The 23,652-nt window shown below is 76.8% G+C and carries 15 protein-coding genes; 12 read left to right on the plus strand and 3 right to left on the minus strand.

What is annotated here, in order from left to right:
* The first annotated feature begins 66 nt into the window (after positions 1-66).
* The 4 genes from ACZ6CZ_RS14795 to ACZ6CZ_RS14810 all read left to right on the plus strand — a co-directional run bounded on the left by ACZ6CZ_RS14795 (position 67) and on the right by ACZ6CZ_RS14810 (position 3,982).
* On the plus strand, positions 67-1,152 hold the full coding sequence (locus ACZ6CZ_RS14795; protein ID WP_469019810.1) for a WD40/YVTN/BNR-like repeat-containing protein: 1,086 nt from the start codon (positions 67-69) through the stop codon (positions 1,150-1,152).
* A gap of 106 nt (positions 1,153-1,258) precedes the next feature.
* Positions 1,259-1,936, plus strand: coding sequence for a uracil-DNA glycosylase (locus tag ACZ6CZ_RS14800; RefSeq protein WP_469019813.1), 678 nt, complete (start codon positions 1,259-1,261; stop codon positions 1,934-1,936).
* Positions 1,933-2,928, plus strand: a complete 996-nt coding sequence (locus tag ACZ6CZ_RS14805; protein WP_469019816.1) for an N-acetylglucosamine kinase — start codon at positions 1,933-1,935, stop codon at positions 2,926-2,928. The genes ACZ6CZ_RS14800 and ACZ6CZ_RS14805 overlap by 4 nt, the downstream gene beginning before the upstream one ends.
* 133 nt (positions 2,929-3,061) lie before the next feature.
* Positions 3,062-3,982, plus strand: a complete 921-nt coding sequence (locus ACZ6CZ_RS14810; RefSeq protein WP_469019819.1) for a sirohydrochlorin chelatase — start codon at positions 3,062-3,064, stop codon at positions 3,980-3,982.
* Positions 3,983-4,072: 90 nt separating this feature from the next.
* Here the strand turns inward: ACZ6CZ_RS14810 and ACZ6CZ_RS14815 are convergent, their stop codons facing one another.
* Together ACZ6CZ_RS14815 and ACZ6CZ_RS14820 are read right to left on the minus strand one after the other, a co-directional pair.
* Positions 4,073-5,104 (minus strand): lactonase family protein, encoded by a 1,032-nt coding sequence (locus ACZ6CZ_RS14815; protein ID WP_469019821.1) that lies wholly within the window; start codon positions 5,102-5,104, stop codon positions 4,073-4,075.
* A 148-nt stretch (positions 5,105-5,252) separates the two neighbouring features.
* Positions 5,253-6,743 carry an FUSC family protein gene (locus ACZ6CZ_RS14820; RefSeq protein ID WP_469019823.1) on the minus strand — a complete coding sequence of 497 codons (1,491 nt, stop codon included), beginning with the start codon at positions 6,741-6,743 and terminating at the stop codon, positions 5,253-5,255.
* A 273-nt stretch (positions 6,744-7,016) separates the two neighbouring features.
* Here ACZ6CZ_RS14820 and ACZ6CZ_RS14825 point away from each other — a divergent pair, with 273 nt between their 5' ends.
* Together ACZ6CZ_RS14825 and ACZ6CZ_RS14830 are read left to right on the plus strand one after the other, a co-directional pair.
* On the plus strand, positions 7,017-7,505 hold the full coding sequence (locus ACZ6CZ_RS14825) for an Lrp/AsnC family transcriptional regulator (RefSeq protein ID WP_469019826.1): 489 nt from the start codon (positions 7,017-7,019) through the stop codon (positions 7,503-7,505).
* Between the two features lie 198 nt (positions 7,506-7,703).
* A complete protein-coding gene (locus ACZ6CZ_RS14830; protein ID WP_469019828.1) occupies positions 7,704-9,290 on the plus strand; it encodes an MFS transporter in 1,587 nt (528 codons plus the stop codon).
* Between the two features lie 96 nt (positions 9,291-9,386).
* Here ACZ6CZ_RS14830 and ACZ6CZ_RS14835 read toward each other — a convergent pair whose 3' ends face one another.
* On the minus strand, positions 9,387-10,136 hold the full coding sequence (locus tag ACZ6CZ_RS14835; RefSeq protein WP_469019830.1) for a LysR family transcriptional regulator substrate-binding protein: 750 nt from the start codon (positions 10,134-10,136) through the stop codon (positions 9,387-9,389).
* Between the two features lie 58 nt (positions 10,137-10,194).
* Between ACZ6CZ_RS14835 and ACZ6CZ_RS14840 the strand changes: the two genes are divergently transcribed.
* The 6 genes from ACZ6CZ_RS14840 to ACZ6CZ_RS14865 all read left to right on the plus strand — a co-directional run bounded on the left by ACZ6CZ_RS14840 (position 10,195) and on the right by ACZ6CZ_RS14865 (position 23,525).
* Complete coding sequence (locus tag ACZ6CZ_RS14840; protein ID WP_469019833.1) at positions 10,195-10,593, plus strand: DUF5997 family protein; 399 nt, start codon at positions 10,195-10,197, stop codon at positions 10,591-10,593.
* A gap of 259 nt (positions 10,594-10,852) precedes the next feature.
* A complete protein-coding gene (locus tag ACZ6CZ_RS14845; RefSeq protein ID WP_469019835.1) occupies positions 10,853-11,707 on the plus strand; it encodes a DUF4132 domain-containing protein in 855 nt (284 codons plus the stop codon).
* Positions 11,704-16,728, plus strand: coding sequence for a hypothetical protein (locus tag ACZ6CZ_RS14850; protein WP_469019837.1), 5,025 nt, complete (start codon positions 11,704-11,706; stop codon positions 16,726-16,728). The genes ACZ6CZ_RS14845 and ACZ6CZ_RS14850 overlap by 4 nt, the downstream gene beginning before the upstream one ends.
* Before the next feature lie 139 nt (positions 16,729-16,867).
* On the plus strand, positions 16,868-18,037 hold the full coding sequence (locus ACZ6CZ_RS14855; RefSeq protein ID WP_469019840.1) for an ATP-binding protein: 1,170 nt from the start codon (positions 16,868-16,870) through the stop codon (positions 18,035-18,037).
* 5 nt (positions 18,038-18,042) lie between these two features.
* Positions 18,043-21,738 carry a vWA domain-containing protein gene (locus tag ACZ6CZ_RS14860; protein ID WP_469019842.1) on the plus strand — a complete coding sequence of 1,232 codons (3,696 nt, stop codon included), beginning with the start codon at positions 18,043-18,045 and terminating at the stop codon, positions 21,736-21,738.
* Positions 21,735-23,525, plus strand: coding sequence for a hypothetical protein (locus tag ACZ6CZ_RS14865; RefSeq protein WP_469019845.1), 1,791 nt, complete (start codon positions 21,735-21,737; stop codon positions 23,523-23,525). The genes ACZ6CZ_RS14860 and ACZ6CZ_RS14865 overlap by 4 nt, the downstream gene beginning before the upstream one ends.
* Positions 23,526-23,652 lie beyond the last annotated feature (127 nt).

A 23,652-nucleotide genomic window follows, 5' to 3' on the forward strand; every position in this document is an offset into this window, starting at 1 on the left:
GGCGGGGTGCAGACTGACCGGTGTCCGAAAAGCACCTGTGACAACGACGTCCCGGAGGTGGTCGGCATGACCGAGGTACTGCTCGCCGTGGGTACCCGAAAGGGTCTGTTCCTCGGAAGGCGGCGAGGCGGCGCCTGGGAGTTCGACAGCAGCCCGTACTTCAACGCGCAGGCCGTGTACTCGGTCGCCATCGACACCCGGGGCGCCACGCCCCGGCTGCTGGCGGGCGGCGACAGCGCGCACTGGGGGCCGTCGGTGTTCCACTCCGACGACCTGGGCCGCAGCTGGAGCGAACCGGCCCGGCCCGCCGTCCGGTTCCCCAAGGACACGGGCACGTCGCTGGAGCGGGTCTGGCAGCTGCACCCCGCGGCCGCCGAACCGGACGTGGTGTACGCGGGGACCGAACCGGCCGCGCTGTACCGCTCCGAGGACCGCGGCGAGAGCTTCGAGCTGGTCCGCCCCCTGTGGGAACACCCGACGCGCTCCCGGTGGGTGCCGGGCGGCGGCGGTGAGGGCCTGCACACCGTGGTGACCGACGCGCGCGACCCGCGCGCGGTGACCGTGGCCGTCTCCACCGCCGGGGTGTTCCGGACCACGGACGGCGGCACGAGCTGGACGCCGTCGAACTCCGGTGTGTCCGCGGTGTTCCTGCCGGATCCCGACCCGGAGTTCGGGCAGTGCGTGCACAAGATCGCCCAGGACGCGGGCAGCGCGGACCGTCTCTACCTGCAGAACCACTGGGGGGTGTACCGCAGCGACGACGCCGGCGCGCACTGGAGCGACATCGGCGCGGGCCTGCCGTCCACGTTCGGCTTCGCGGTGGCCGCCCATCCGCACCGCGGCGGGACGGCGTACGTCTTCCCCATCAACGCCGACGCGGACCGGGTGCCCGCCGGGCACCGCTGCCGGGTGTTCCGCACGGCGGACGCGGGCGAGACCTGGGAACCGCTGTCGGCGGGACTGCCGCAGGAGCACCACTACGGGACCGTGCTGCGCGACGCGCTCTGCACCGACGACGCCGACCCCGCGGGCGTCTACTTCGGCAACCGCAACGGCGAGGTGTTCGCCTCGGCCGACGACGGTGACAGCTGGCGGCAGTTGGCGTCCCACCTGCCGGACGTGCTGTGCGTGCGGGCCGCCGTCGTCGGGTGACACGGACGGGAGGCCGGCGGTCCGTTTCCGGTCGTTTCCGGTCGTGTTCGGACGGGTGGGGTCACCGCGTGATCGCCGGACCTTCCGCGGCAGTAGGGTGACGGCCGTGGCACCACGACCCTTGAACGAGATCGTCGAAGCAGGCTGGGCGCAGGCCCTGGAACCCGTGGCCGGACGGATCGCCGCGATGGGCGACTTCCTGCGCGCGGAGATCGCCGCCGGACGCACCTACCTGCCGGCCGGGCCGGACGTCCTGCGGGCCTTCCAGCAGCCCTTCGACGACGTACGCGTCCTCATCGTCGGCCAGGACCCCTACCCGACCCCGGGGCACGCGATGGGCCTGTCGTTCTCGGTCGCACCGGAGGTGAGGCCGCTGCCGCCGAGCCTGGTCAACATCTTCCGGGAGCTGCACGACGACCTGGGGCTGCCGCAGCCGTCCGGCGGGGACCTGACGCCGTGGACGCGGCAGGGCGTCCTGCTGCTCAACAGGGCGCTGACCACGGCGCCGCGCCGCCCGGGCGCGCACCGTGACAAGGGCTGGGAGGAAGTCACCGAGCAGGCGATCCGCGCGCTGGCCGCACGTGGGAAACCGCTGGTGTCGGTGCTGTGGGGCCGCGACGCCCGCAACCTCCGCCCGCTGCTGGGCCGGCTGCCTGCCGTGGAGTCCGCCCACCCGTCGCCGATGTCGGCGGACCGCGGTTTCTTCGGCTCGCGCCCGTTCAGCCGGGTCAACGACCTGCTGATCGAGCAGGGCGGACAGCCGGTGGACTGGCGCCTGCCGTGACCGGCGCCGGCGCGCCGCCCGGTCTCCTCGCCGTCGACTCCGGCGGCTCGGGTCTCCGTGTCGTCGTCGCCGTGCCCGGGCGGGCGGCGCCGCGGCCGCTGGTGTCGCGGGACGCGGTGCGCACCGGCCCGCGGGGCATCGACCCCGGACACCTGCTGGAGCAACTGCTGCCCATGGCCCGCGCGTCGGCCGCCGCCGCCGGGGTCGGCGAGCTGTCCGCTGCCGTCGTCGGCGCCGCCGGGTTCGCCACCCTTGGCGACGCCCTGCGCGCCGAACTGCCGGGCGCCCTGGCCCGGGAACTGGGCGTGCGCGCCGTGGCGCTGGCCGCCGACGCCGTCACCGCCTACGCCGGCGCCCTCGGCGCGCGCCCCGGAGCGGTGGTCGCGGCCGGGACGGGACTGATCGCCGTGGGCACCGATCTGACGGGCTGGCGGCGGGCCGACGGCTGGGGCCATCTGCTGGGCGACTGCGGCGGCGGCGCCTGGATCGGGCGGGCCGGTCTGGAGGCGGCCCTGCGCGCCCACGACGGGCGGGACGGCGGCTCACAGCCCCTGCTGGCGTGCCTGCGGGAGCAGTTCGGGCCCGTGCGGGACCTGCCCGGCCTGCTCTACCCGCGCACCGACCGGCCCTCCGTCCTGGCCTCCTTCGCGCCCCGCGTGGCCGCCTGCGCCGGGCACGACCCCGTCGCGGCAGCGATCCTGCGCGCGGCCGCGGCCCACATGGCCGACTCCGCGGCCGCGGTCTGCCCGCCGGACGGCGAGCCCCGCGTCTGCCTCACCGGCGGCCTGGCCGGGCTGGGCGACCCCCTCCTCGTACCGCTGGGCGAGGAGTTGGCGCGACGGCTGCCGCACGCCAGGCGGGTGCCCGCCGAGGGCGACCCGTTGCACGGCGCGGTGCGGATCGCGGCCGAACTGGCCGCCGGGCGGCTCGCCCTGCCGGACGAGCCGGCGATGCTCCACGTGACATCCGCGGACCGGGACCGATCCCCCTGACGGGACATCTGTCCGGCAAGTGCCGCGATCACTGACGATCCGTACGTAACTCATCAGACAAAACCGGACGGATACCGCTCACCTGCACCCTCCCCGAACAGGGGAGCCCAGGAAGCCAGTAACATGCGGCGCCATGAGCTCCCCCACTGGGCCCGCGTCCGGCCTGCCAGTACGAATGCCGCGACCCCGCCAGCCCGGACGGCACCGCCGCCCCGAACCGCTGGTGGCTCCCGAGCACGCGCCCGCGCTCGTTCTCGCGGTGCCCGGCGCGCCCAGCGCCACCACCCGCGGCCTCGCCGAGGAGGTCGTGAGCATCGCCCGTTCCGAGCTTCCCGGCCTGGATGCCCGGATCGGGTACCTCGACGGCGACGACGCGGAGTTCCCCACCCTCCGGTCGGTGCTGGTCCGCACCGCCGAGGAGCGCACCGCCCGCTACGAGCAGGCCCTGGCCGCCGGCCTGGAGGCCAAGGAGCCCGACGGCCCCGTCGCGGTGGTCGTGCCGCTGCTGGCCGGTCCGGACGGCGCGCTGCTGCGCCGGCTGCGCCAGGCCGTCATGGACAGCCGGGTCGCCGCCGAGCTGACCGACGTGCTCGGCCCGCACCCGCTGCTCGCCGAGGCGCTGCACGTGCGGCTGTCCGAGGCCGGCCTGGCCCGTGCCGACCGCGCCCGGCTGTTCACCGTGGCCACCGCCGCCGACGGCATCATCCTGGCCTCGGTGGGCGGCGAGGAGGCGGTGCAGGCGGCCGGGATCACCGGCATGCTGCTGGCCGCGCGACTGGCCGTGCCGGTGATGGCTGCCGCCCTGGACCAGGAGGGTTCGATCGCCTCCGTCGCCGAGCAGCTGCGCTCCGCGGGCGCGCAGCAGCTGGCCCTGGCCCCGTATCTGATCGGTCCGGAGATCGGCCCCGGTCTGCTGGCGGCGGCCACCGAGGAGGCGGGCTGCTCCGCCGCCGAGGCGCTCGGCCCGTACCCGGCGATCGGCAAGCTCGCCCTCGCCAAGTACACGACGGCGCTGGGCATCGCCCCGCAGCCGCAGGGCGCCCCGGTCCGCTGAGACCACCGCCGCCCCCCGACACGGCCGAGGGCCCGCTCCTGCGCGGAGCGGGCCCTCGGCCGTGTCGGGGGGGCGGGACCGGTGCGGGGTTCAGCCGAAGACGACGCAGGACGCCGCCGCCACCGCCACCGAGCCGTCGTAGCGGGGCAGTCCGGTCGCGGGGTCGAGCGCGAACCAGGTGACGTCACCGGAGCGCTCGTTGGCCGCGTAGAGGTAGCCGCCGCACTGCGCCAGCGCGCGCGGCCAGTGACCGCCGCACGGCACGGTGGCGGTCAGCCGCAGGGTGTCCCCCTCGACGGCGAACACGCTCAGCACGTCCTCGCCGCGGGTGGCGGTCCACACGAAGCGGCCGTCGGGCGCGACGACGACGCCCGAGGGGTAGGCGTCCCCGGCCGGGGCGTCCCGCAGGACCGGGACCTCGCTCAGCGGCTTCAGGGAGCCGCTGTCGGCGTCCCAGCGGCAGACGGTCACGGTGGGGGTCAGCTCGTTGACCACGTAGGCGTGCCGGCCCCCGGGGTGGAAGGCCAGGTGACGCGGGCCGGACCCGGGCCGCAGCGCGACCTCGCGGTGCACGGCGGGCCGGCCGTCGTCGAGGGTGCACACGCGCACCGAGTCGGTGCCGAGGTCGACGCTGACCGCCCAGCGCCCGCTGGGGTCGGCCTGCACCTGGTGGGCGTGCGGGCCGCGCTGGCGCCGCTCGTGCGGCCCGGCACCGGAGTGCTGGAGCAGGCCGGACGCGGCGGTGGCGAGGGCGCCGTCGGGGCGCACGGGGACGGCCGTGACGCTGCCGGAGCCGTAGTTGGCGGTCAGCACGTGCCCGGCGTACAGGCCGAGGTGCGTGGGTCCGTTGCCTCCGACCGGCACCGGGGGTCCGGCGAGCCGCGGCTTGCCGCCGTCGACGCGGTAGGCGGCGACCGCGCCGTCGGCGGTCTCGCTGACCGCGTACAGCGTCTCGCCGTCGGGCGACAGGGCCAGGTAGGAGGGGTCGGGGACGGAGTCGACGCTGCCGAGCAGGGTCAGTGCGCCGCTGTGCGGGTGCACCTCGGCCAGCACGAGGCCGGGTCCGCCCGCCGCCGTGAACGACCCGATGAACGCTCTCAGCCGCCTGCCGTCGTCTGCCACCGCAGTCCCCTCTCGGTCCGTGCCCGTCAGTGGCCGACGGTAGCAGTCGATCACCGGCGGTCTAGACCAAGAGAGGCGCGATGTCGCCGGGCCGTGGGGCGCCGCCCCGCCCGGCCGTGCCGCGGCAGGCCGGGCGGGACCGTGGGCGTCAGGCCTCCACCAGCCGCGACCGTGCGGGGGCGCGCAGCGGCTCGGCCAACTCGGCCAGGGCGCGTTCCAGGCCGTGCAGATGGGCCAGCGCCGGTTCGGCCGGCGGCTCGGCGGGGCGGCTGACGTACTCGGAGCCGCCCTGGGTGAGGGCCTCGACGGCGGTCTCCACGCGCCAGCAGGCGGCGGCCAGCCGCGCGTCGTGGGAGGCCTCGGGGTCGGCGGCCACCGCGACCAGGCCGCGGACCTCGCGGGCGCAGTCGTCGAGCAGGGCGAGCACCCGGCGGGCGCGCCGCTTGCGGCCGCGCGCGGGGTTGAGCGGGTGCACGAGGGGGGCCACGGAGAGCCGCACCCGGCCGAGCAACTGCTCCAGTTCGGCCACGCGCGGTGCCGGGTCGGCGGCCGCGGAGCCCGCGAGGCGGGCGGCCGCCTCGGCCGTGCAGGCGTGGACGCAGCGCAGGGCGCGCTGGATCCAGGCGTCGGTGGTGGCGTGCGTGGTGACGGGCAGGACGAACAGCACGGCCAGCACGGCACCCAGGGCGCCGACGCCGGTCTCGGCGAGGCGCAGGGCGAGCAGGCCGGGGCTCAGGACGCCGAGGAGGCCGTAGAGCAGTCCGGCGAGCAGGGTCACCCAGAGCATCATCCAGGTGTAGGAGACGGCGGCCGTGTAGAAGATGCCGAAGACGGCCACGGCGACGAGGGCGGCGGTGGGGACGGGCGCCCCGTGCACCGGCAGGGCGACGACCAGGCCCAGGCCGATGCCGATGACCGTGCCCAGGACCCGGCGGAAGCCGCGCACCAGGGTCTCGCCGCGCGAGGTGGTGTTGACGAAGATCCACCAGGTGGCGCCGACGGCCCAGTACCAGCGCTGTCCGGACACCAGCTGGCCCACCACCAGCGCGAAACCCGCTCCGGCGGTCGCCTGGACCGCCTGCCGGGTGGTCACCCGGGCCAGGCCGGTGCCGGCGGGCGGGGCGGGCACCACCGCCGCCGGGCGGCGGCGTTCGTAGCACCACAGCCCGAAGCGCACGGTGGCCGCACCGAGCACGGACAGCAGGACGGCGGCGTACAGCCCGGGCAGCTGCCCGGCGGTGGCGTGCAGGAACTGGGCCACGAAGAACGTCATGAAGGCGAACACCCCGAGGCTGTGCCCGCGAGGCCCCCAGCGGCGCGCGTACACACCGGCGCCGACCACGGCGAGGAAGGCCGCGTCCCGCGCGACGGGCACGTCGTGCAGCGCGGCGGCCACGGTGAGCACCGGCAGGCCGACGGCGGGCAGCAGCGCGGTGGTGAGCGCCTGTCCGCGCACGGTGGCGTCGGCGACGGTGAACAGGGCGAGCAGCGCCGCCAGCCCGCCGGCGACGGTTCCCGCGAGGGACTGTCCGGCCAGGGCGCAGACCGCCACGGCGACACCGATCCCGAGCACGGCCCGGGCGGCGAAACGCAAGCGCGTCCGCCCCGGGTCCGGCGCCATGAACACCCTCTTCAGCACTGCTTACCGCCCCCTGTGGACATCGGTGTGGACCTCGGCACGAAAAAGGCGCCGCGGAGTCCGCAGCGCCATCGACGGCTCCATCAGAGCATCCCGGGGGCGGGTGGCTCAAGTGATCGCTCGAACGCTGGTCCATTGGCCCAGCCGGAACGATCGGCGAGCGACGCGCTACGAGCCAACGGACCAGGTGAGGGGTGCAGTGGGCCGGGGCGAGGGCTGAGCCATTGGTACAGTCGGGGCTGATCGCCGTCGGCACCAGGAGGCCGGAACACCATGGCCGTGGACGAACTCGACACCCGCATCCTGCGGCTGCTGCTGGAGCAGCCGCGCACCAGCGTGCGCGAGTACGCCCGCGTCCTCGGTGTCGCCCGGGGCACCCTCCAGGCCCGGCTGGACCGCCTCGAACGGGACGGTGTGATCACCGGCACCGGCCCCTCGCTGTCCGCGGCCGCGCTGGGCCACCCGGTGCTGGCGTTCGTGCACATCGAGGTCACCCAGGGCCACCTGGACGACGTGGGGGACGCGCTGGCCGCCGTACCGGAGATCGTCGAGGCGTTCTCCATCACGGGCGGCGGGGATCTGCTCACCCGCGTGGTGGCGCGGGACAACGCCCACCTGGAGGACGTGATCCAGAAGCTGATCAGCCTGCCGGGAGTGGTGCGCACCCGTACGGAGGTGGCGCTGCGCGAGCGCGTCCCGCACCGGCTGCTGCCGCTGGTGGAGTCGATCGGCCGAGCCGGCGGCGTCCGGACCCGGGGCTGAGGGCCCCGCACGCGTGCGGCGAGGCTGAAGGGCCCGCACGCGTGCGTGGAGGTGGCGGACGCGGCGTCCGCGGGTGACCCGGCGCGGTGCGTGCTGGGCCGTCCGGGTGACGGGCCTCGCCCGGGCGCCGCTTGGCCGCGGCCGCCGGCGGGCACCTCTCACCGAGCGCGACCGGTCGTGACTCCCTAGCGTGGGCGCATGACCACAGACCAGGGCCGGTCCCCCGGCCCGGCCGCCGGCAACCGGCGGTGGCAGGCGCTCGGGGTCTGTCTGACGGCGGGCTTCATGACCCTCCTCGACACCTCGATCGTCAACGTGGCCCTGCCCTCCATGGAGCGCGGGCTGGGCGCCGACGAGGCCGCCCTGTCGTGGGTGGTCTCCGGGTACGCCCTCGCCTACGGGCTGGTCCTGGTGCCCGCGGGACGCCTGGGCGACCTGCGCGGCCGCCGAGAGGCCTTCCTGCTGGGGCTGACCCTGTTCACGCTCGCCTCGGCGGCCTGCGGACTCGCGCCCGGCGCCGGCTGGCTGGTGCTGTTCCGGCTGCTCCAGGGCGCCGCGGCGGGCATGGTCGCGCCGCAGACCTCGGGGCTGATCCAGCAGATGTTCCAGGGCTCCGAGCGGGCCCGGGCGTTCGGCATGTTCGGCAGCGTCGTCGGCATCTCGACCGCGATCGGCCCGCTGGTCGGCGGCCTGCTCATCGAGGCCTCGGGCGGCGAGGACGGCTGGCGCTGGGTGTTCTACGTCAACCTGCCCATCGGCGCGGCCGCGCTCCTCGCCGCGCTGCGGCTGCTGCCCCGGCAGGCGCCGTCGCCCGGGAAGCGGGAGGGGTTCGACCTGCCCGGCGTGCTGCTGCTGGGAGCGGGTGTCTTCGCGCTGCTGCTGCCCCTGGTGCAGGAGCAGGAGTGGTCCGGACGGCTCAAGTGGGCGCTGCTGCCCGTGGCGGCGGGGCTGCTGGGGTCCTTCTGGGCGTGGGAACGGCGGCAGGTGCGGCACGGACAGGCCCCGGTGGTGGACCTGCGCCTGTTCGGGCTGCGGTCGTTCACCCTCGGCGCCCTGCTGAGCCTGGTGTACTTCGCCGGCTTCACCACGGTCTTCTTCGTCTACACGCTGTTCCTGCAGAACGTGGCGCACTACAGCGCGCTCGGCGCGGGACTGGCGTCGCTGCCCTTCGCCGTCGGATCGGCCGCGGCGGCGGCCGCGGGAGGCCGGCTGGTCGTCCGGTACGGGCGCGCGCTGGTCGTCATAGGGCTGGGCGCGGTGGTGGTGGGGCTGCTGGGCGCGCTGCTGGCCGTCCGGTGGGTGTCGGAGCCGGACGTCGGCTGGGCGGCGGCCTTCCCCCTGCTGATCGGCGGCATCGGCTCCGGGCTGGTCATCTCGCCCAACACCACCCTGACCCTGGCCCGCGTCCCCGTGCACCGGGCGGGTGCGGCCGGCGGGGTGCTGCAGACGGCGCAGCGCATCGGTTCCGGCGCCGGCATCGCCGTCGTGGGCGCGGTCTACTTCGCCCATCTCGCCAACCACGGCCGACCCGCCGAAGCCCTTCAGCTGGGCATGCTGACGGCCGTCGGCATCATCCTGATCGCCATGGCCCTGGCCGTCGCCGACCTGCGGGAACGCCGGTCCGAAGGGGACCCCGGCGGCGGCTGGGACGGCGGGGCGAGCCGCCCGGGGCCGGGCGAGGGCCAGGGCTCGGCGCGGGCGGGTCCGGATCCGGGGACGCCGAAGGCGGGTCCGGGGACCCCGAAGACCGGCAGTCCGGGCGGGTGGGGGCCCGGAGCGGCCTGAGGCCGGGCCCGGTGTTCCGCCCGTGGCTCACGGACGGCGGCTCACGGACGGCGGCCGCGGCGAACGGCTCAGGAACGCCGGCCGGCGAACAGCGGCTCAGGAGCGGCGGCGGGGCTTGCCGCGGCGCGGGGGCTTGGGCGCGCCGGTGCGGCCCCGGGGAGTGCGGCCGGTGGTCCTGGCCGCCGGGGGCTTCTGCCGGGTGGCGGTCTTGTCGGGGCGCTGCTGCTGCTCGGACGCGCGGCCCCGGGTGCTGTTGACGGTCCGGCCGCGGACGATGCCGATCAGATCCTCGACCAGGTCGGTGGTGGCGTCCTGCGGCCAGGAGAGGGCCACGGTCGAACGCGGTCCGTCGGTCAGCGGGCGGTAGGTGAGGTCCTTGCGGTGGTGCAGCCGGGCCAGCGACTGCGGCACGACGAGCAGACCGACGCCCGCGGCGACCAGCTCGACGGCGTCCGCCGTGGTGGCGGGCCGCTCGAAGGCCGGCTCACCGGGCGGGCCGTCCCAGTCGAAGACGTCGTCCAGGGGGTGGAAGAGGACCTCCTCGGCGAGGTCGTCCACGCTCACCTCGTCCACCGCCGTGATCAGGTGGTCCTTGGGGGCGACGACCACCGTCGTCTCCTCGTAGAGGGGGATCGCGCTGAAGAACGTGCGGTCCACGGGCAGCCGGACGAAGCCCGCGTCCGCGTCGCCCGCCCGCAGCACGCCGGACACCTCGCCGGCCGGGACCTGGACGAGGGTGAGCGGGGTGCCGGGCAGCCGCTCGTTCCAGATCCGCACCCACTTGGCGGGCGTCACTCCGGGGACGTACGCGAGCCGGAACGACGGTGATTCCTCCGAGCCTGTCACCGGGCCAGGCTACCGGCCGTGGTCGGCCGTCCCGCACCCGGCCGATACCCTTGGCCCCATGAAGTCGCACCAGACCACCCAGACGATGAAGGCCGCGACCGCGGCGAAGAAGCTGGGTGTGTACCTGCCCGCCACCCCGGCCGAGTTCCAGGAGGGCGTGGTCTCGCGCGCCGAGCTGAACGCGCTGCAGACCGACCCGCCCGCGTGGCTGCGCGAACTGCGGGCGAACGGCCCGCACCCCCGCCCGGTGGTCGCGGCGAGGCTCGGCATCTCCATCGCGGGCCTGGCGCGCGGTGGCGTCACCGAGGCCCTGACCACCGAGCAGATCGAGGCGCTGCGGGACGAGGCGCCCGAGTGGCTCGAGAAGGAGCGCGCCACCCAGGCCGAGGTCCGCAAGGAGGCGGCGCGGCTGAAGGCGCTGAAGCAGGCGAAGGAGAAGGGCGCCGAGCAGGACTGACTCGCCCCGGGCGCGCGGGCCGGGCAGGCGTCCGCGCGGGGACCCTGGAATGTCTCCCGGTGATCGGTCCAACCGGTCCCCCGTCCCGTCCCCCGCTGGTCCGCCATCTCCCCACGGGACGGACGGAACCTTTCTGCACAGGCCCGTCACATAGGCCCGTTTGCGCTGGTGGAACGTTTCTCCACAGCCTCGGACCGCGCTGTCAGTGGCCTCCCCTAGAGTTCCCGTCACTTGATCACTGCGGTGCGGGGAGGCACGTATGGGGTGGGTGTCGGCCGGTGACTACGAGGTCGCCCTCGACAGCGGCAAGGTGGTGTGCCGCAACGCGTCCGGACGGCGGCTGAAGTCCGTCCCGCCGAAGATCGCCGACGATCCGGCGGTCATCGGGCTGCGGCAGCTCGCGGAGTGGCTGGAGCGGCACGACCGGCAGTGCCTCGCGGACGTGGAGCGCTGGATGACCCGCTCCCTGCCGGTCCCGCTCGCCGTCCTGACCCGGGTCTGGCCGGACCCCGCCTGGCAGGCCGCCCTGCGCGACCTCGTGGTCACCGGCGCCGACGGCACGGTCGCCGGATTCCTGCGGGACGCCGACGCCGGGCGCGGACTCGGCCTGGTCGACCTGGACGGGGACACCGTCCGCATCGCTCCGGACCCGGTCCGCATCCCGCACCCGGTCCTCCTCGAGGATCTCGCGGAGCTGCGCGAGTTCGCCGTCGAGCTGGGTGTGGAGCAGCGCGCGCAGCAGCTGTTCCGCGAGGTGTGGCACCGCCCGGCCGCCGTCGACGCCGAGGCCACGCAGATCGAGGAGTACGCGGGCGGCTCGTACAAGGAGCTGCGCTTCCTGCACGGCCGCGCCACCCAGCTCGGCTACCGCGTGCGCGGCGGACACGCCGTGTGCCCGGTCGTGGAGGACGGCCGGAGCGTCGAGGCCCGCGTCTGGATCGGTGACTACGACGGCTACGACGAGACGGAGACGGGCCCCCTGATGTGGGCCGGCCCGGCCGGAAGCGCCCTGCGGCTCGGTGAGATCGGGCCCGTGGCCTGGTCGGAGGGCATGCGCATGGCGGCCGCGCTGTATGCCGGGCGGGACATCGAGGACGAGGAGCGGGCGGCATGACGGCCACGACGACGTACGACGAGACCACCGCCGCCGCCCTGCTGGACGCCGGCGCCGTGCTGCCCCCGGGCAGCACCGCGCGGGAGGACGCCGACGTCCTCACCGTCCGCGCCTACACGCACCCCGCGCTGGACGGCCGGCGCGTGGTCCGGCTGGTGCCCGGCACCCTGGGCGAGGCCGAGGACCTGGCCCTGGACTTCCTCGGCCTGTCCCGTGAGCCCGAGGTCCCCGAGGTGGGCCAGGTGCGCCGCGAGACGCTGGGCTTCCCCGCCTGGGCGCTGGTCAACGACCCGGCGAACGGCCACCACGCGCTCGCCCTGGTCAAGGACGTGGAGCGGCTGGCACGCCAGGCCACGTCCCGTCCGGGCAACGCCAAGGAGGGCTTCGAGGCGCTCGGTGAGCAGCTCGGGCGGGCGGTGCCGCACTTCCTGCCGACGTTCTACGAACAGGCCGCGCGGGTCTTCCTCCAGCACGAGAACACGACGTACGCCGGGGCCTTCTTCGGCAAGGCCCGCGAGGCCGAGCGGGTGCACGCGCTCGCGGTGGACGAGGAGCGGCAGCGGGCGGTGTTCCTGGAGTTCGCCTTCGCCGGGGCGCTGACGGTGAAGGCCCTGAAGGAGCACGTGAAGGACCTGGCCCGGCGGCTCGACCCGGCGGCGGCCTGGGCCCAGTTCCGGCAGCTGACGGTGGAGCGCTGCGCGGCGGGCATGCCGCCGTACGCGTCGCTGCCGCAGGACGCGCGCGGTCTGATCAGGGCCGCGGGCCTGGACCGGGTCACCGAGGAGTGCGCCCTGGTCGCGGACCTGCTCGCCTCCCCCGCCGCCGTACGCGCTCCCGCGTCCTTCTGGACCGCCTACCGTGCCGTCCTGCCGGTGCTCGCGCGCCGGCGGCCGGGTGTGCGGGCGCGCCTGCTGGAGATCATGCCGGCCGGGCTCGGCAGGGAGGTCGAGGACGAGGAGTCCTGGCTGGCGCTGCTGGCGGAGGCCGGGGCCGACCGGTTGCTGACGGCAGCGGCGCCGGACGGCGCGGCGACCGGGGAGACGGACGGCGCGGCCCAGGGTGTCGACGCAGCGGAGTGGCTGAGCCGGTGGGCGGCGTTCCGCAAGCGCGGCAGGCCGTCCTCACGCCGATCGCCGGCCACCCTCGCGCTCGTGGAGCGGATGGCTCCCGGGCTGCGCGCCGCCGGCCGCCCGGTCGACCTGTTCGCCGGACGCCGGTATGCCGGCGCCGACCTGGATCTGCTGGATCTGTGTGCGTCGCTGGGTGTTCCCCTGTCGGTGCCCGGTCCCGAGGCGCGGGTCCGGCTGCCGCTGGGTGACTGGCTGGAGGACGGCCGGGCCGGGCGCCGCGACCTGACGGCCGTCGGCGCGGACCCCCGGCTGCGGCGCCTGCTGCACGAGGCCGTCGGCGCCGTCGGCGACGACCGCAGGGGGCCCGGCGCGCTGACGGAGATCGCCGCGCACCCCGTCCTGTCCGGGGTGCTGCGGGAGTGGCTGGAGGAGGCCGCCGGGGAGTTCACGCGCGCGCCGGGCCTGCCCGGGGCCCGCACCGCGCTGTCCCGGCTGCGTCCCTTCCGGACGATCGCCTCCGAGGCCGCCCCCGCCGCGGTGACCCGCGTGGCCCGGCAGCGGATCGCGCCGCTGCTCGGCCGCACCCTGCGCGCCGGCATCCTCGACGAACTGGGCTGGGACGCCCTGGACGAGGCGCTGCGCCTGCTCGACGCCGAGGTGAGGAAGGGCGACGACGACGCGCTGACCGTGCACGAGGCGTGGCCCGCGCTGATCCTGGCCCGCCGGCACAAGGTGGTCGTGGCGGGTCCGGAGAAGGTGCTGCTCGTGCACGACCTGCGGCTGCCGGTCGAGCCGGACCGCTGGCAGCGTCCGCGGTTCCGTTACGTGGACGGCGAGCTGCTGGTGATGTGGCGCCAGGGCGGCGCGCAGTACGGATACTGGTCCGCGCGGCCCGCCGAGGTGTTCACCCTCGGCGGTGAGCAGCTCCCCGGCTGGTGGTCGGGCCATGACGCCGGTGTTGCCTCGATCCCGCTGCCGGGCGGCGGCCGCGCCACCGGTGGCCGCACCCTGCACGCCGGTGACACCGTCCTGCCGCCGGGCCGCGCCGTGCTCGGGGACGGCACGACCTACTGGCGCCGGGGCAGGCAGGGCCGGGACGCGGTGTGGCTGGAGTACGACCCGGCCACCGGGACGCACGGGCGCGCGTCCCTGCCCGCCCTGCTGCGCGCCGGAATCGTCGACGGCGCCTCGCTGCTGCCCGGCCACTGCGAGGTGCTGCCCCTGCAACCCGGTCTGGAGCACAGCCCGTTCGGCACCGACGGCACGGTACTGGGCCGCTGGGTGCGCCGCGAGGGTAAGGGCGCCGAGACGCGCACAACCGCGGGAACGCCCGACGGGCGGACGGTGACCGTGCCGGCGCCCGGCGGGCGCATGGATGCGGTCCCGCTCGGCGCGCTGCGGCTGCCCGGAGGCGCCGAGCCGGTCGCGGCGGAGTCGTACCCGCACATCGCGCTGCTGGCGGCCGACGGCAGCGCGGCCGGCGCGGAACTCGGCCGGGTACGGCCGCTGGAGCGGGGCGGCGAGTTCGCCGCCGGTACCCGGCTGGTGCCGCCGCTCGCCTTCTGGCACGCCCTGCGCCCGCGCGACGAGCGGGGATCGGCCGTGCTGCGCGCCCTGACCGACGAACAGGCCGATGGGCTGCTGCGGCGCGCGGCGGCGGCGCTGGCCGGACGGCAGGAGGCGCTGGACCGGGCCGGGACCGACCGGGCCGCGAGGTCCGCCGTGCCGTCCGCGGACGAGGTCGCCCTGGGCGCGGTGGCCTCCGCCCTGCCGGACATCACCGACGGACGTCTGCTCACCGGCGTGACCTCGCTGGTCCGCTCGGCGCTGCACATCGCCGAGACGGCCACCGCGTTCGCCGCGCCGCCCGCGGAGCGCTCGCGGCGGCCGCGCAGCGAGATCGAGGGCATGTTCGCCGACCACAGCCCCGAGCACGGTGACGACCGCGCGCTGTACGAGGCCGCCTCCGGGATCGCCGGGCTGACCGGCTGGTGGCACGGGCAGGGCTGGAGCGCGCTGCGCCAGATCCGCGCGGTCAACCACGTGCTGTCCGGCCGGCTCGCCGCCGGTCCGCCACTGCCAGAGCCGGAGCGGCTCGCCGCCGGGGACGGCTGGCGCGGCGACGCCCGCGCGATCCCCGGTGTCGGCCTCGTCTGGACGCCGGCGCTCGGGACGCTGCGGGCCCTCGCCTTCAGGGCCGCCTCGCCCGCCCTGGACGACGCCCGGCGGGAGGCGTTGCTGCTGCTGCTTGAGGCGATTGCCGAAGGCCCGCTCGCCACGCCGGACGGCACGCTGCGCCAGGTCCTGCTGGGCGAGCCGCACGAGAAGCAGCAGCGCGCGGGCCAGGTCCTGCGCCGGGGCGACCGTACGGTGGTCGTCCTCGGCTGCCAGAACGTCGACGGACAGCGCGGCCGCGTCAACTGGCTGGCCCTGGACCACGACCCGTCCGGCGCGTTCGGCCCCGTCGGGCACTTCGTCCTGGACCAGGAGGTCCGGTACGCTCCGGCCGTCCCCGCCGGGCAGCTGGCCGCCCTGGTGAGGCTGGTCCGGGACAAGGGCGCCGCGCCCTGGTGGGCCGGGGCGGCCGAGGAACTGGCGGCGGCGACCGGCGGCGCGCTCGGGCCGCTCCAGGCCACCGTGCTGCTGGCCGGGCAGCCGCCCGAGCCCGGCGCGGCCGCACTCGCCGGCATCGGTCTCAAGCCGCGTCAGCACACCTACGGCGTCGGCAGACTGTCCTCGTTCGGCAGCAGCGAACGGGCGGCGCTGACGGGCGCGTTGTTGCCCGCGGACCCCGCCGGGCTGTGGACCACCGGTCCGGACACGGCGGCCGCCGGCCGGATGTGGGCCGAGCGCTTCGGCCCCCTCGTCCGGGTGCCCGAGGACCGCGGCGACGACCTCGCCGGCCTCAGCACCGGTGGCGCCGAGGACGTGCTCAACCCGTCCCGTACGCCGTGGCTGAGCCGCACCACGGTGCTGCGGCCCGACGCCGACGGCACCCTGTCGCCGCAGGACCCCGAGGCCGTACCCGGCAGGGGCCGGCTCAGCGGTGCCGTCAGCGCCCTGGCCGCGCTCGCCTACGCCCTGCCGTACGACCACCCGCTGCGCGCGTCGCTGCCGGCCGGTCTCGCCGCGGTGCGCCATCGCCTGACCGATCCGGAACTGCTGCTCGACCTCGACGTGGAGTGGACGGAGAAGGGCGGCTCGACCGCCGCCGAACTGCGCAGGACGTACGGCCTGCCCGAGACCGGCGGGGCCGACGCGCACGGCCTGACCCGGGTCGGCGAGGCGCTGGTCCTGCGCCCCTGGTACCGCGACACCGAGACCGTGCTGCTCCGCCCGGCCGCGCTCGGCGGCCCGGACGACCCGGTCCTCGGGCTCCTCGAAGGCCTGGTCGGACCCGCCCGCGGCCGCGGCCTGCGCACGCTGCGCACCCTCCTCGGCGACGAGCTGGCCCGGGCGGTCGCGGCGGGCACGGACACCGACGGCCCCTCGGGATACGCCCAGGACCCGGCGCTCACCGTGCCCGCGCTGGTCGCCGAGGTCGCCGGGGCGCACGGCCTGGGCGAGGACGCGGCGGCGCTCTACCTCCAGCTGCTCGCCCTGCCCGACCCGACGGACCGCAACTGCGCCCGCTGGACCGGCTGGAGGCCCGCCCGGCTGAAGAAGGCCCGCGCGGAACTGGCCGCGACGGACCTGGTCGTGGAGGCGAAGCGGCCACGCGCGGGGCGGACCCTGTTCCTGCCGTGCGGCTGGCGCGACCTGAAGTCGCCCGCGCTGCCGGTGGAGACGTGGAAGGAGGGCCTCGGCCCGTCCGACCACCAGGGCCGCGCCGTCCCGGTGATCCCGGTGCCCGAGCTGTTCGCTCGGGCGTGGGACCGCGTCCGCGCGGGCGACATACCGGCGTACGAGGAACTGACGACGCGGGCGACGCGCAAGGGGCGGCGCCGATGAGCCGGGCCTCCGCGTCACCGGTACGCGGGCTGCCGGATCCCGAGCCTGCGCCGGTACGCCGGCTGCTCGGCTCCGCACCGGCGCCGGCCGGGCCCGCGCCGACGACCACCATCCGCACCACCGTGAAGGGCCACCGCCGATGAGCACCGTCCTCGTTCCCGACGTGAACCGGCAGATCGTCCCGCCCGAGGACCGGTATGCCACCGAGCTGGCCTTCCTCGCCGCCCACGACACCGGGCCGCGTCCGCCCGCCTGGCGGCTCACGCCCCGGGCCGTCGTCACCTTCGTCATGGGCAGCGACGGCCGGGCGCTGCGGCTGCCCGAGGACGCCGAGGTACCCGAGGGGGTGCCGCGCCGGCTCGTGGTCGAGGGCAAGTTCGTCGGGGACCGGGCGCTGGTGGAGCGGTGCGTCGTCACGCTCGCCGGTGAGCGGGGCCTGCTGCTCGTCGGTGAGCCGGGCACCGCCAAGTCCATGCTGTCCGAGCTGCTGTCGGCCGGTGTGTGCGGCACCAGCGGGCTGGTCGTGCAGGGCACGGCGGGCACCACCGAGGACCAGCTCAAGTACGGCTGGAACTACGCCCTGCTGCTCGCCCAGGGCCCGTCCCGCGCGGCGCTCGTCCCGTCACCGGTGCTCACCGCGATGTCCCGGGGTGCGATCGCCCGGGTCGAGGAGGTCACCCGCTGTCTGCCCGAGGTGCAGGACGCGCTGGTGTCGCTGCTGTCGGAGCGGCGCATCGCCGTACCCGAACTGGCGGGCAGCGCCGACGGGTTGGCGCACGCCGCACCCGGGTTCAACCTCATCGCCACCGCCAACCTGCGGGACCGGGGCGTGTCGGAGATGTCCGCCGCGCTCAAGCGCCGCTTCAACTTCGAGACGGTCGGTCCCATCCCGGACCTCGACGCCGAGACCGCGCTGGTGCGCGGCCAGGCCCGGGCGTCGGTGGAGCGGGCCGGGGCGCCCTTCGACGTCGACGACGCGGTGCTGGAGGCCCTGGTCACCGCCTTCCGCGACCTGCGGGAGGGGCGGTCGGCGGAGGGCTGGGAGGTGGAACGTCCGTCCACGGTGATGAGCACCGCCGAGGCGGTGTCCGTGGCGGGCGCGCTGGGGCTGGCCGCCGCGTACTTCCCCGGGGACCGGGACGTGCTCGGGCTGCTGCCCGGTCATCTGCTCGGTGTCGTGCGCAAGGACGACCCGGCCGACGCGGCCCGGCTGCGCGGCTACTGGGACGGGCCCGTCCGGCGGCGCGCCGAGCAGGGCTCCGCCACCTGGCGCACCCTGTGGGACCTGCGCACGGTCCTGGAGGGCTGACGGCCGTGTCCCCCTCCCCCGCCGAGGAAGCCGTCGAGGCGCTCACCGACCCGGCCGCGCCGTACCTCATCGGCGTACGGCACCACTCGCCCTCGCTGGCCGCCGCCGTGCCCGCGCTGCTCGCGTCCGCCGGTCCGGACGTCCTCCTGGTGGAACTGCCCGCCGAGTTGCAGGAGTGGCTGCCCTGGCTCGCGCACGAGGAGACGCGGGCCCCGGTCGCCCTGGCCGCCGCACCCGGTGACGGCAGCGGCGGCCCGGCGTTCTACCCCTTCGCCGACTTCTCCCCGGAGCTTGCCGCGGTGCGCTGGGCGGCACGGCACGACGTACCGGTCGTCGCCTGTGACCTGCCGCTCGCGGACCGGGGGTGGCGCGACGACGACGCGCCGCACGAGCCCGGGGCCCCGTCGGGAGCCACGGGAGGGGCCGGTGTGCCCCGCCTCGCCGACACCCTCCGTTCCCGGCTCACCGGGCGGCCCGGGGACGACCTCTGGGACCGGCTCGTCGAGGCCGCCGCCCCCGGTTCACCGCCCGGGGCCCTGCGGCGCGCGGCGCTGCTGACGGGCTGGGCGCTGCGCCGGGACGCGGTCGCCGCGGGCGGGGTCGCCGCGCTGGACCTGCGGCGTGAGCGGTGGATGCGGTCCTGCCTGGCCGCAGCCAGCGCCGGCGGACAGCGGGCGGCGGTGGTCGTCGGCGCCTTCCACGCACCGGCGTTGCTCACCCGGAGGGGAGCGGCGGACGGGACGGCGGGCGTCGCGGAGCGCACCGCGGACGTCCCGCACGGGGAAGCCGGCCGGCCGGTCCCTGGGGGCGCCCCCGCCGGCGCCCCTGCCTGGACCACCTCCCTGATCCCCTACACCTACGCCCTCCTGGACGCGCGTTCCGGCTATCCGGCGGGCATCCGGGACCCCGAGTGGCAGCATCTGGTGCTCGACGCGGCGGGCGACGTGGGTGCCATGGAGTACGCGCTGACCCGGGCTGCCGTACGGGTGTGTGCCGAGCTGCGTGCCCTCGGGCACCCCTCCGGTCCGGCCGACGCTCGGGAGATCACCCGGCTCGCCGGAGACCTGGCCCGGCTGCGCGGGCTGCCCGCCGCGGGCCGGGGCGAACTGGTGGAGGCGGTGCAGACGGTGCTCGCGCAGGGCGAGCCGTACGGGCGGGGGCGTGCGGTGGCCCGGGCCATGGAGCGGGTGCTCGTCGGGACCCGGGCCGGCCGTCCGGCCCCGGGGGCGCCGCGCAGCGGTCTCGCTCCGGCGGTCGAGGCGGAGCTGGCCGCGCTGGGGCTGCCCGGGCCGGCGGACGGCGGGCCCGGCGGTGCCCGGGAGCTGCGCCTCGATCCGCTCCGCTCCGACCTGGACCGGCGCCGCGAACTGCTGCTGCGCCGCCTGACGGTGTGCGGGGTGCCGTACGCCGAGCGCCGGGAGGTCACCGGCACGGGCGGCGCCGACGCCCTCACCACCCGGTGGGAGGTGCGGTTCACGCCCGCGACCGCCGCCATGCTGACCGCGGCCGGAGTCCGCGGCGTCACCGCGTCCCAGGCCGCCGAGGGTCTGCTGCGCGAACGGCGGCGGAGCGAACGGGAGGAGGGCGGTCCCACGGCGGCGCAGGCCCTGAACGGCCTGGAGCAGGCAGCGGAGTGCGGCCTGCCCGGTCTGGCCGACGAACGCCTCGACGACATCGCCGAGGTGCTGCCGGACACCGGGACCCTGCCGGAACTCCTCGCCGGGCTCGCCCTGTTGGACCGGGTACGGGCGGGACACATCGCCGGGCTCGCGGCGGCGGACGACAGCCCCGGCCGTGCGGCGCGGGCGACGGCGGTGGCCGAGCTGCTCACCGCCGCGGCGGTACGCCAGGTGGACGGCCTCGCCGGCTCCGAGGACCCGGCCGACGCGCGCGCCCTGCTGGAACTCGCCCACCGCGCCGACCTGCTGGGCGGCATCCGGCTCGCCGACGCGCTCGCGCGGTTGGCGGCCGGCGGTTCCCCACTGATGCGCGGCGCCGCCGGAGCCGTACGGGTCCTGCTCGGGCAGGAGGATCCCCGGACCTTCGGCGACCGGGTCGCCTCCTGGGTGGACGGGGCCGGCGACCCCGGCTCCCGGACGGCGCTCACCGCCCGGCTCGCCGGGGTGCTGACCGCCGCCGGGCAGTTGCTGGAGTCGGCGGCGCCCGCGCTCGATCCCCTGCTGGCCCGGGTGGCGGAGCTGTCCGACCGTGACTTCCTGGACCGGCTCCCGGCACTGCGGGGCGGTTTCGACGCGCTCAGCCCGGCCGGCCGGCAGCGGCTGCTGGACACCGTCGAGGAACGCGTCGCCGAAGATCACCTGGCCGACACCGGCGCCCTCGACCCGGTCGCGCTGGCCACCTGGACCCGCGCCGACCTCACGGCCCGCGCGGCCCTGCGCGCACTGGGACTGCTGCCGCCGCCCCGGGAACCGGAACCGGACGAGCCGGGCACCGCCGCGCCCGGTCCCGACGGGGCGACCGGCGCCGGAACGGCCGCTGCCGCAGTGGCCGGTGGCGTGACCGCCGGTGACGGGACGGCAGCTGAGGCACCTGCGGGTGACGGGGCGGTCGCGTCGGCTGCCGCTGAGGAGCACCGGGTTGCGGCCGCGGACCGGTGGCGTCTGCTGCTGGGCCGCCGGACGGACCGCCTGCCCGCGTCGTCCCGCCCGCTGGCCACCGCGCTGGACGAGCTGTACGGCAGCGGGCGCGGCGAGGGCAGCCGGGGCGACCTCACCGGCGCGGGGCGCGGCGGCGGACGGGAGGCGCCGTACCCCGGTGTGCGGGAGTGGTCGCGGGAGCTGGCGGCGCTGTTCGGACCGGGCATCCGGGAGGAAGTGCTGGCGGCGGCCGCGGCGACGGGCCGCCAGGACGTGTTCGCGGAACTGGACCCGGACAGCGTGCGGCCCTCCGTCGACCTGCTGCGCTCCGTGCTGCGGCACGCCGGCGGGCTGCCCGAGGCCCGGCTGGCCGCGCTGCGTCCGCTCGTCCGGCGCCTGGTCGACGCGCTCACCCGGCAACTCGCCACCCGGCTGCGGCCGGCGCTGCACGGCACCGCCCTGCCGCGCCCGAGCCGGCACCCGGGCGGCGGCCTGGACCTGCCGCGTACGCTGCGGGCCAATCTGGCGACGGCGCGGCGCGCCCCGGACGGCACGGTCCGGGTGATCCCCGAGCGGCCCGTCTTCCGTGCCCGTGCCCGGCGGGCCGCCGACTGGCGGCTGATCCTGGTCACGGACGTGTCGGGGTCCATGGAGGCGTCCACCGTGTGGGCCGCGCTCACCGCCTCGGTGCTGGCCGGGGTGCCCACCCTGTCCACGCACTTCCTGGCGTTCTCCACCGAGGTCATCGACCTCACCGACCACGTCGACGACCCGCTGTCGCTGCTGCTCGAGGTCAGCGTGGGCGGCGGCACCCACATCGCGGCGGCGCTGCGGCACGCGCGCGAGCTGGTCACCGTGCCGTCCCGGACCCTCGTCGTGGTCGTCAGCGACTTCGAGGAGGGCTATCCGCTGGGCGGTCTGCTCGCCGAGGTCCGCGCGCTGATCGGAGCCGGCTGCCATGTCCTGGGCTGCGCCGGCCTCGACGACGCGGGCCGCCCCCGCTACTCCACCGGGGTCGCGGGGCAGCTGGTCGCCGCCGGGATGCCCGTCGCCGCCCTCAGTCCGCTCGAACTGGCCCGCTGGGTAGGGGAGAAGATCGCATGAGCCCGGTGCCGGACCTGCCTCCGGTCGCCCCGTCCGTGACCGCCGAACTCGTCGCCGCGCTCTCCCCCCGGCTGCGCAAGCGGCTCGACGCCGGGATCGCCAAGCTGGCCGGCCGGCCCGTCGCATGCGACGGCGACACCGTACGCATCGCCGTCGACGACAGCACCGAGGTGGCGCTGCACACCGTCGGCGGCGTCGTGACCGGGGTGGACGCCGTCCGCTGCGGCTGCCTGCTGGCCCCGGACTGTCTGCACCGGGCGGCGGCGGCCTGCGCGGCACCGGTCGCGGAACCCGGCCCGGACCCCGCCGACACCGGTACGGCAGCCTCCGCCCCGGCAGCCTCCACCCCGGCCACGTCCGCCCAAGACCCGGAACCGGACCCGCAGCCGGCCCCCCAGCCCGAGTCGGCCGCTCCCGCGCAGGTCGCCGCGGCCGGGGTCCTGTACGCCGCCGCGGCCGCCGTACTGGAGGCAGGTGCCGACGGTGCGGGAGCCGTGCTCCAGGCGGAGGTGCTGCGGGCCGCGCACACCGCGCGGCTGGCGGGGCTGCCGAGGGCCGCGGGCACCGCCGTCTCCGTGGTCACCGCTCTGCGCGCGGCCCGCTGCGCCGACCCGGCGTTCCGCCTCGCCGACCTGGTCGCCGGCCTCCGGGACCTGCTGTCCGTCGCCCACCGCCTCCCGTACGCCACCGGGTCCGAACTGGCCGCCCTGCGCGGCACGGCACGCCGGCCGTACACCCCGGACGGTTCCCTGCGCCTGTACGGCGTGTTCAGCGAGCCGGTGCTGACGGCGAGCGGTCACGCCGGTGCCGTCACCTGGACCGCCGACGCGGGGGGCCGTCTGTACCAGGTCTCCGACGTGGCCCCGGGCGGCGCCGGGCGGGCGGCCGGCGCCGCCGAGCGGGCGGTACGCGTCGGCGACACGGCGCTGACCCACCGGGAGCTGGCGCGGGCGGGACTCGCCGTGTCCGGTGCCACCGTCTCCACGACGGGGCGGCTGGGCGCGGGGGCCGCGGTCCGGGCGGTACGCGCGTCCGGTGCCACGTGGCACGCCGAGCCGCTCGACCGGCTGTGGGCGGTACCGGTCGCCGAGCAGGTCGCCCGCGCCCTGAACGGCGGCCACGGCCTGCTGTTCCTGGACGTCACGCTGACCGGCACGGTGCGGGAGGCGGCCGGCGACTGCCTGCTGGCCGACTGCGCCGGGATACCGCTGCGGCTGACCGCCGCCCATGACCACCCCGCCCTGCCCGACCGCGACAACCTGCGGCTGCTGGCCGAGGCGCGGGGCAGCAGGCTGCGGACGGTGGTCCGTCTGGTCCCGGCCGCGCATGCCCGCGCCCGGCTCCTGGCCACGCAGCACCCCCGGGACCCCGCCGCCCGCGTCGACCTGGGCTCGGACCGGCTCCAGCGGGCCGACCTGCCCGATCCCCTGCCCTCCCCCGGGCCGTCGGTCGCCCCGACCGCCGTTTCCGGCCCCGTTCCGGTCCTTGACGAGGCTCCCCTGCACCTGGTGCGCCGCCGCGTGCACCAGGCGGCGTCCGGTGGCCGCCGCGTACTGGCCTTCCCGGGGGACGCCGCCGCCGACGTCCGGCGGCTGGGGCGGCACGGGCTGGCGACCGCGGGTGAGGTCCTCGGCGAGCTGCACGCCGCGGCGGCGGACCGCTCCCGTGACGCGTTCGGGCGGCTGCTCCCGGCCGACCAGGAGCGTTTCGCCCGGGCCTGGCTGGCCGCCGCACGGTACACGGAGGAGGTGGAGCGTGCGCTGTGCGCCGCCGCGTGGGGCGTGTGACGCCCCGCGCGGGCGGGCCACGGCGTGCGGGCCGCCGCTCCCCCGTGTCGGCGGCCCGCTGGGACGGAGCGCGTCCGGGCAGGCCGGAGTCGCTCCGGAAGAAGTCTGCGACAGGGACGGCACCCAC

It is taken from the genome of Streptomyces sp. NPDC041135 (assembly GCF_055592085.1).

Excerpts from the sequence above, each read along its gene's own strand:
- ACZ6CZ_RS14795 (WP_469019810.1), top strand. The coding sequence starts at position 67 with ATGACCGAGGTACTGCTCGCCGTGGGTACCCGAAAGGGTCTGTTCCTC.
- ACZ6CZ_RS14810 (WP_469019819.1), top strand. The coding sequence starts at position 3,062 with ATGAGCTCCCCCACTGGGCCCGCGTCCGGCCTGCCAGTACGAATGCCG.
- ACZ6CZ_RS14825 (WP_469019826.1), top strand. The coding sequence starts at position 7,017 with ATGGCCGTGGACGAACTCGACACCCGCATCCTGCGGCTGCTGCTGGAG.
- ACZ6CZ_RS14830 (WP_469019828.1), top strand. The coding sequence starts at position 7,704 with ATGACCACAGACCAGGGCCGGTCCCCCGGCCCGGCCGCCGGCAACCGG.
- ACZ6CZ_RS14840 (WP_469019833.1), top strand. The coding sequence starts at position 10,195 with ATGAAGTCGCACCAGACCACCCAGACGATGAAGGCCGCGACCGCGGCG.
- ACZ6CZ_RS14845 (WP_469019835.1), top strand. The coding sequence starts at position 10,853 with ATGGGGTGGGTGTCGGCCGGTGACTACGAGGTCGCCCTCGACAGCGGC.
- ACZ6CZ_RS14850 (WP_469019837.1), top strand. The coding sequence starts at position 11,704 with ATGACGGCCACGACGACGTACGACGAGACCACCGCCGCCGCCCTGCTG.
- ACZ6CZ_RS14855 (WP_469019840.1), top strand. The coding sequence starts at position 16,868 with ATGAGCACCGTCCTCGTTCCCGACGTGAACCGGCAGATCGTCCCGCCC.
- ACZ6CZ_RS14865 (WP_469019845.1), top strand. The coding sequence starts at position 21,735 with ATGAGCCCGGTGCCGGACCTGCCTCCGGTCGCCCCGTCCGTGACCGCC.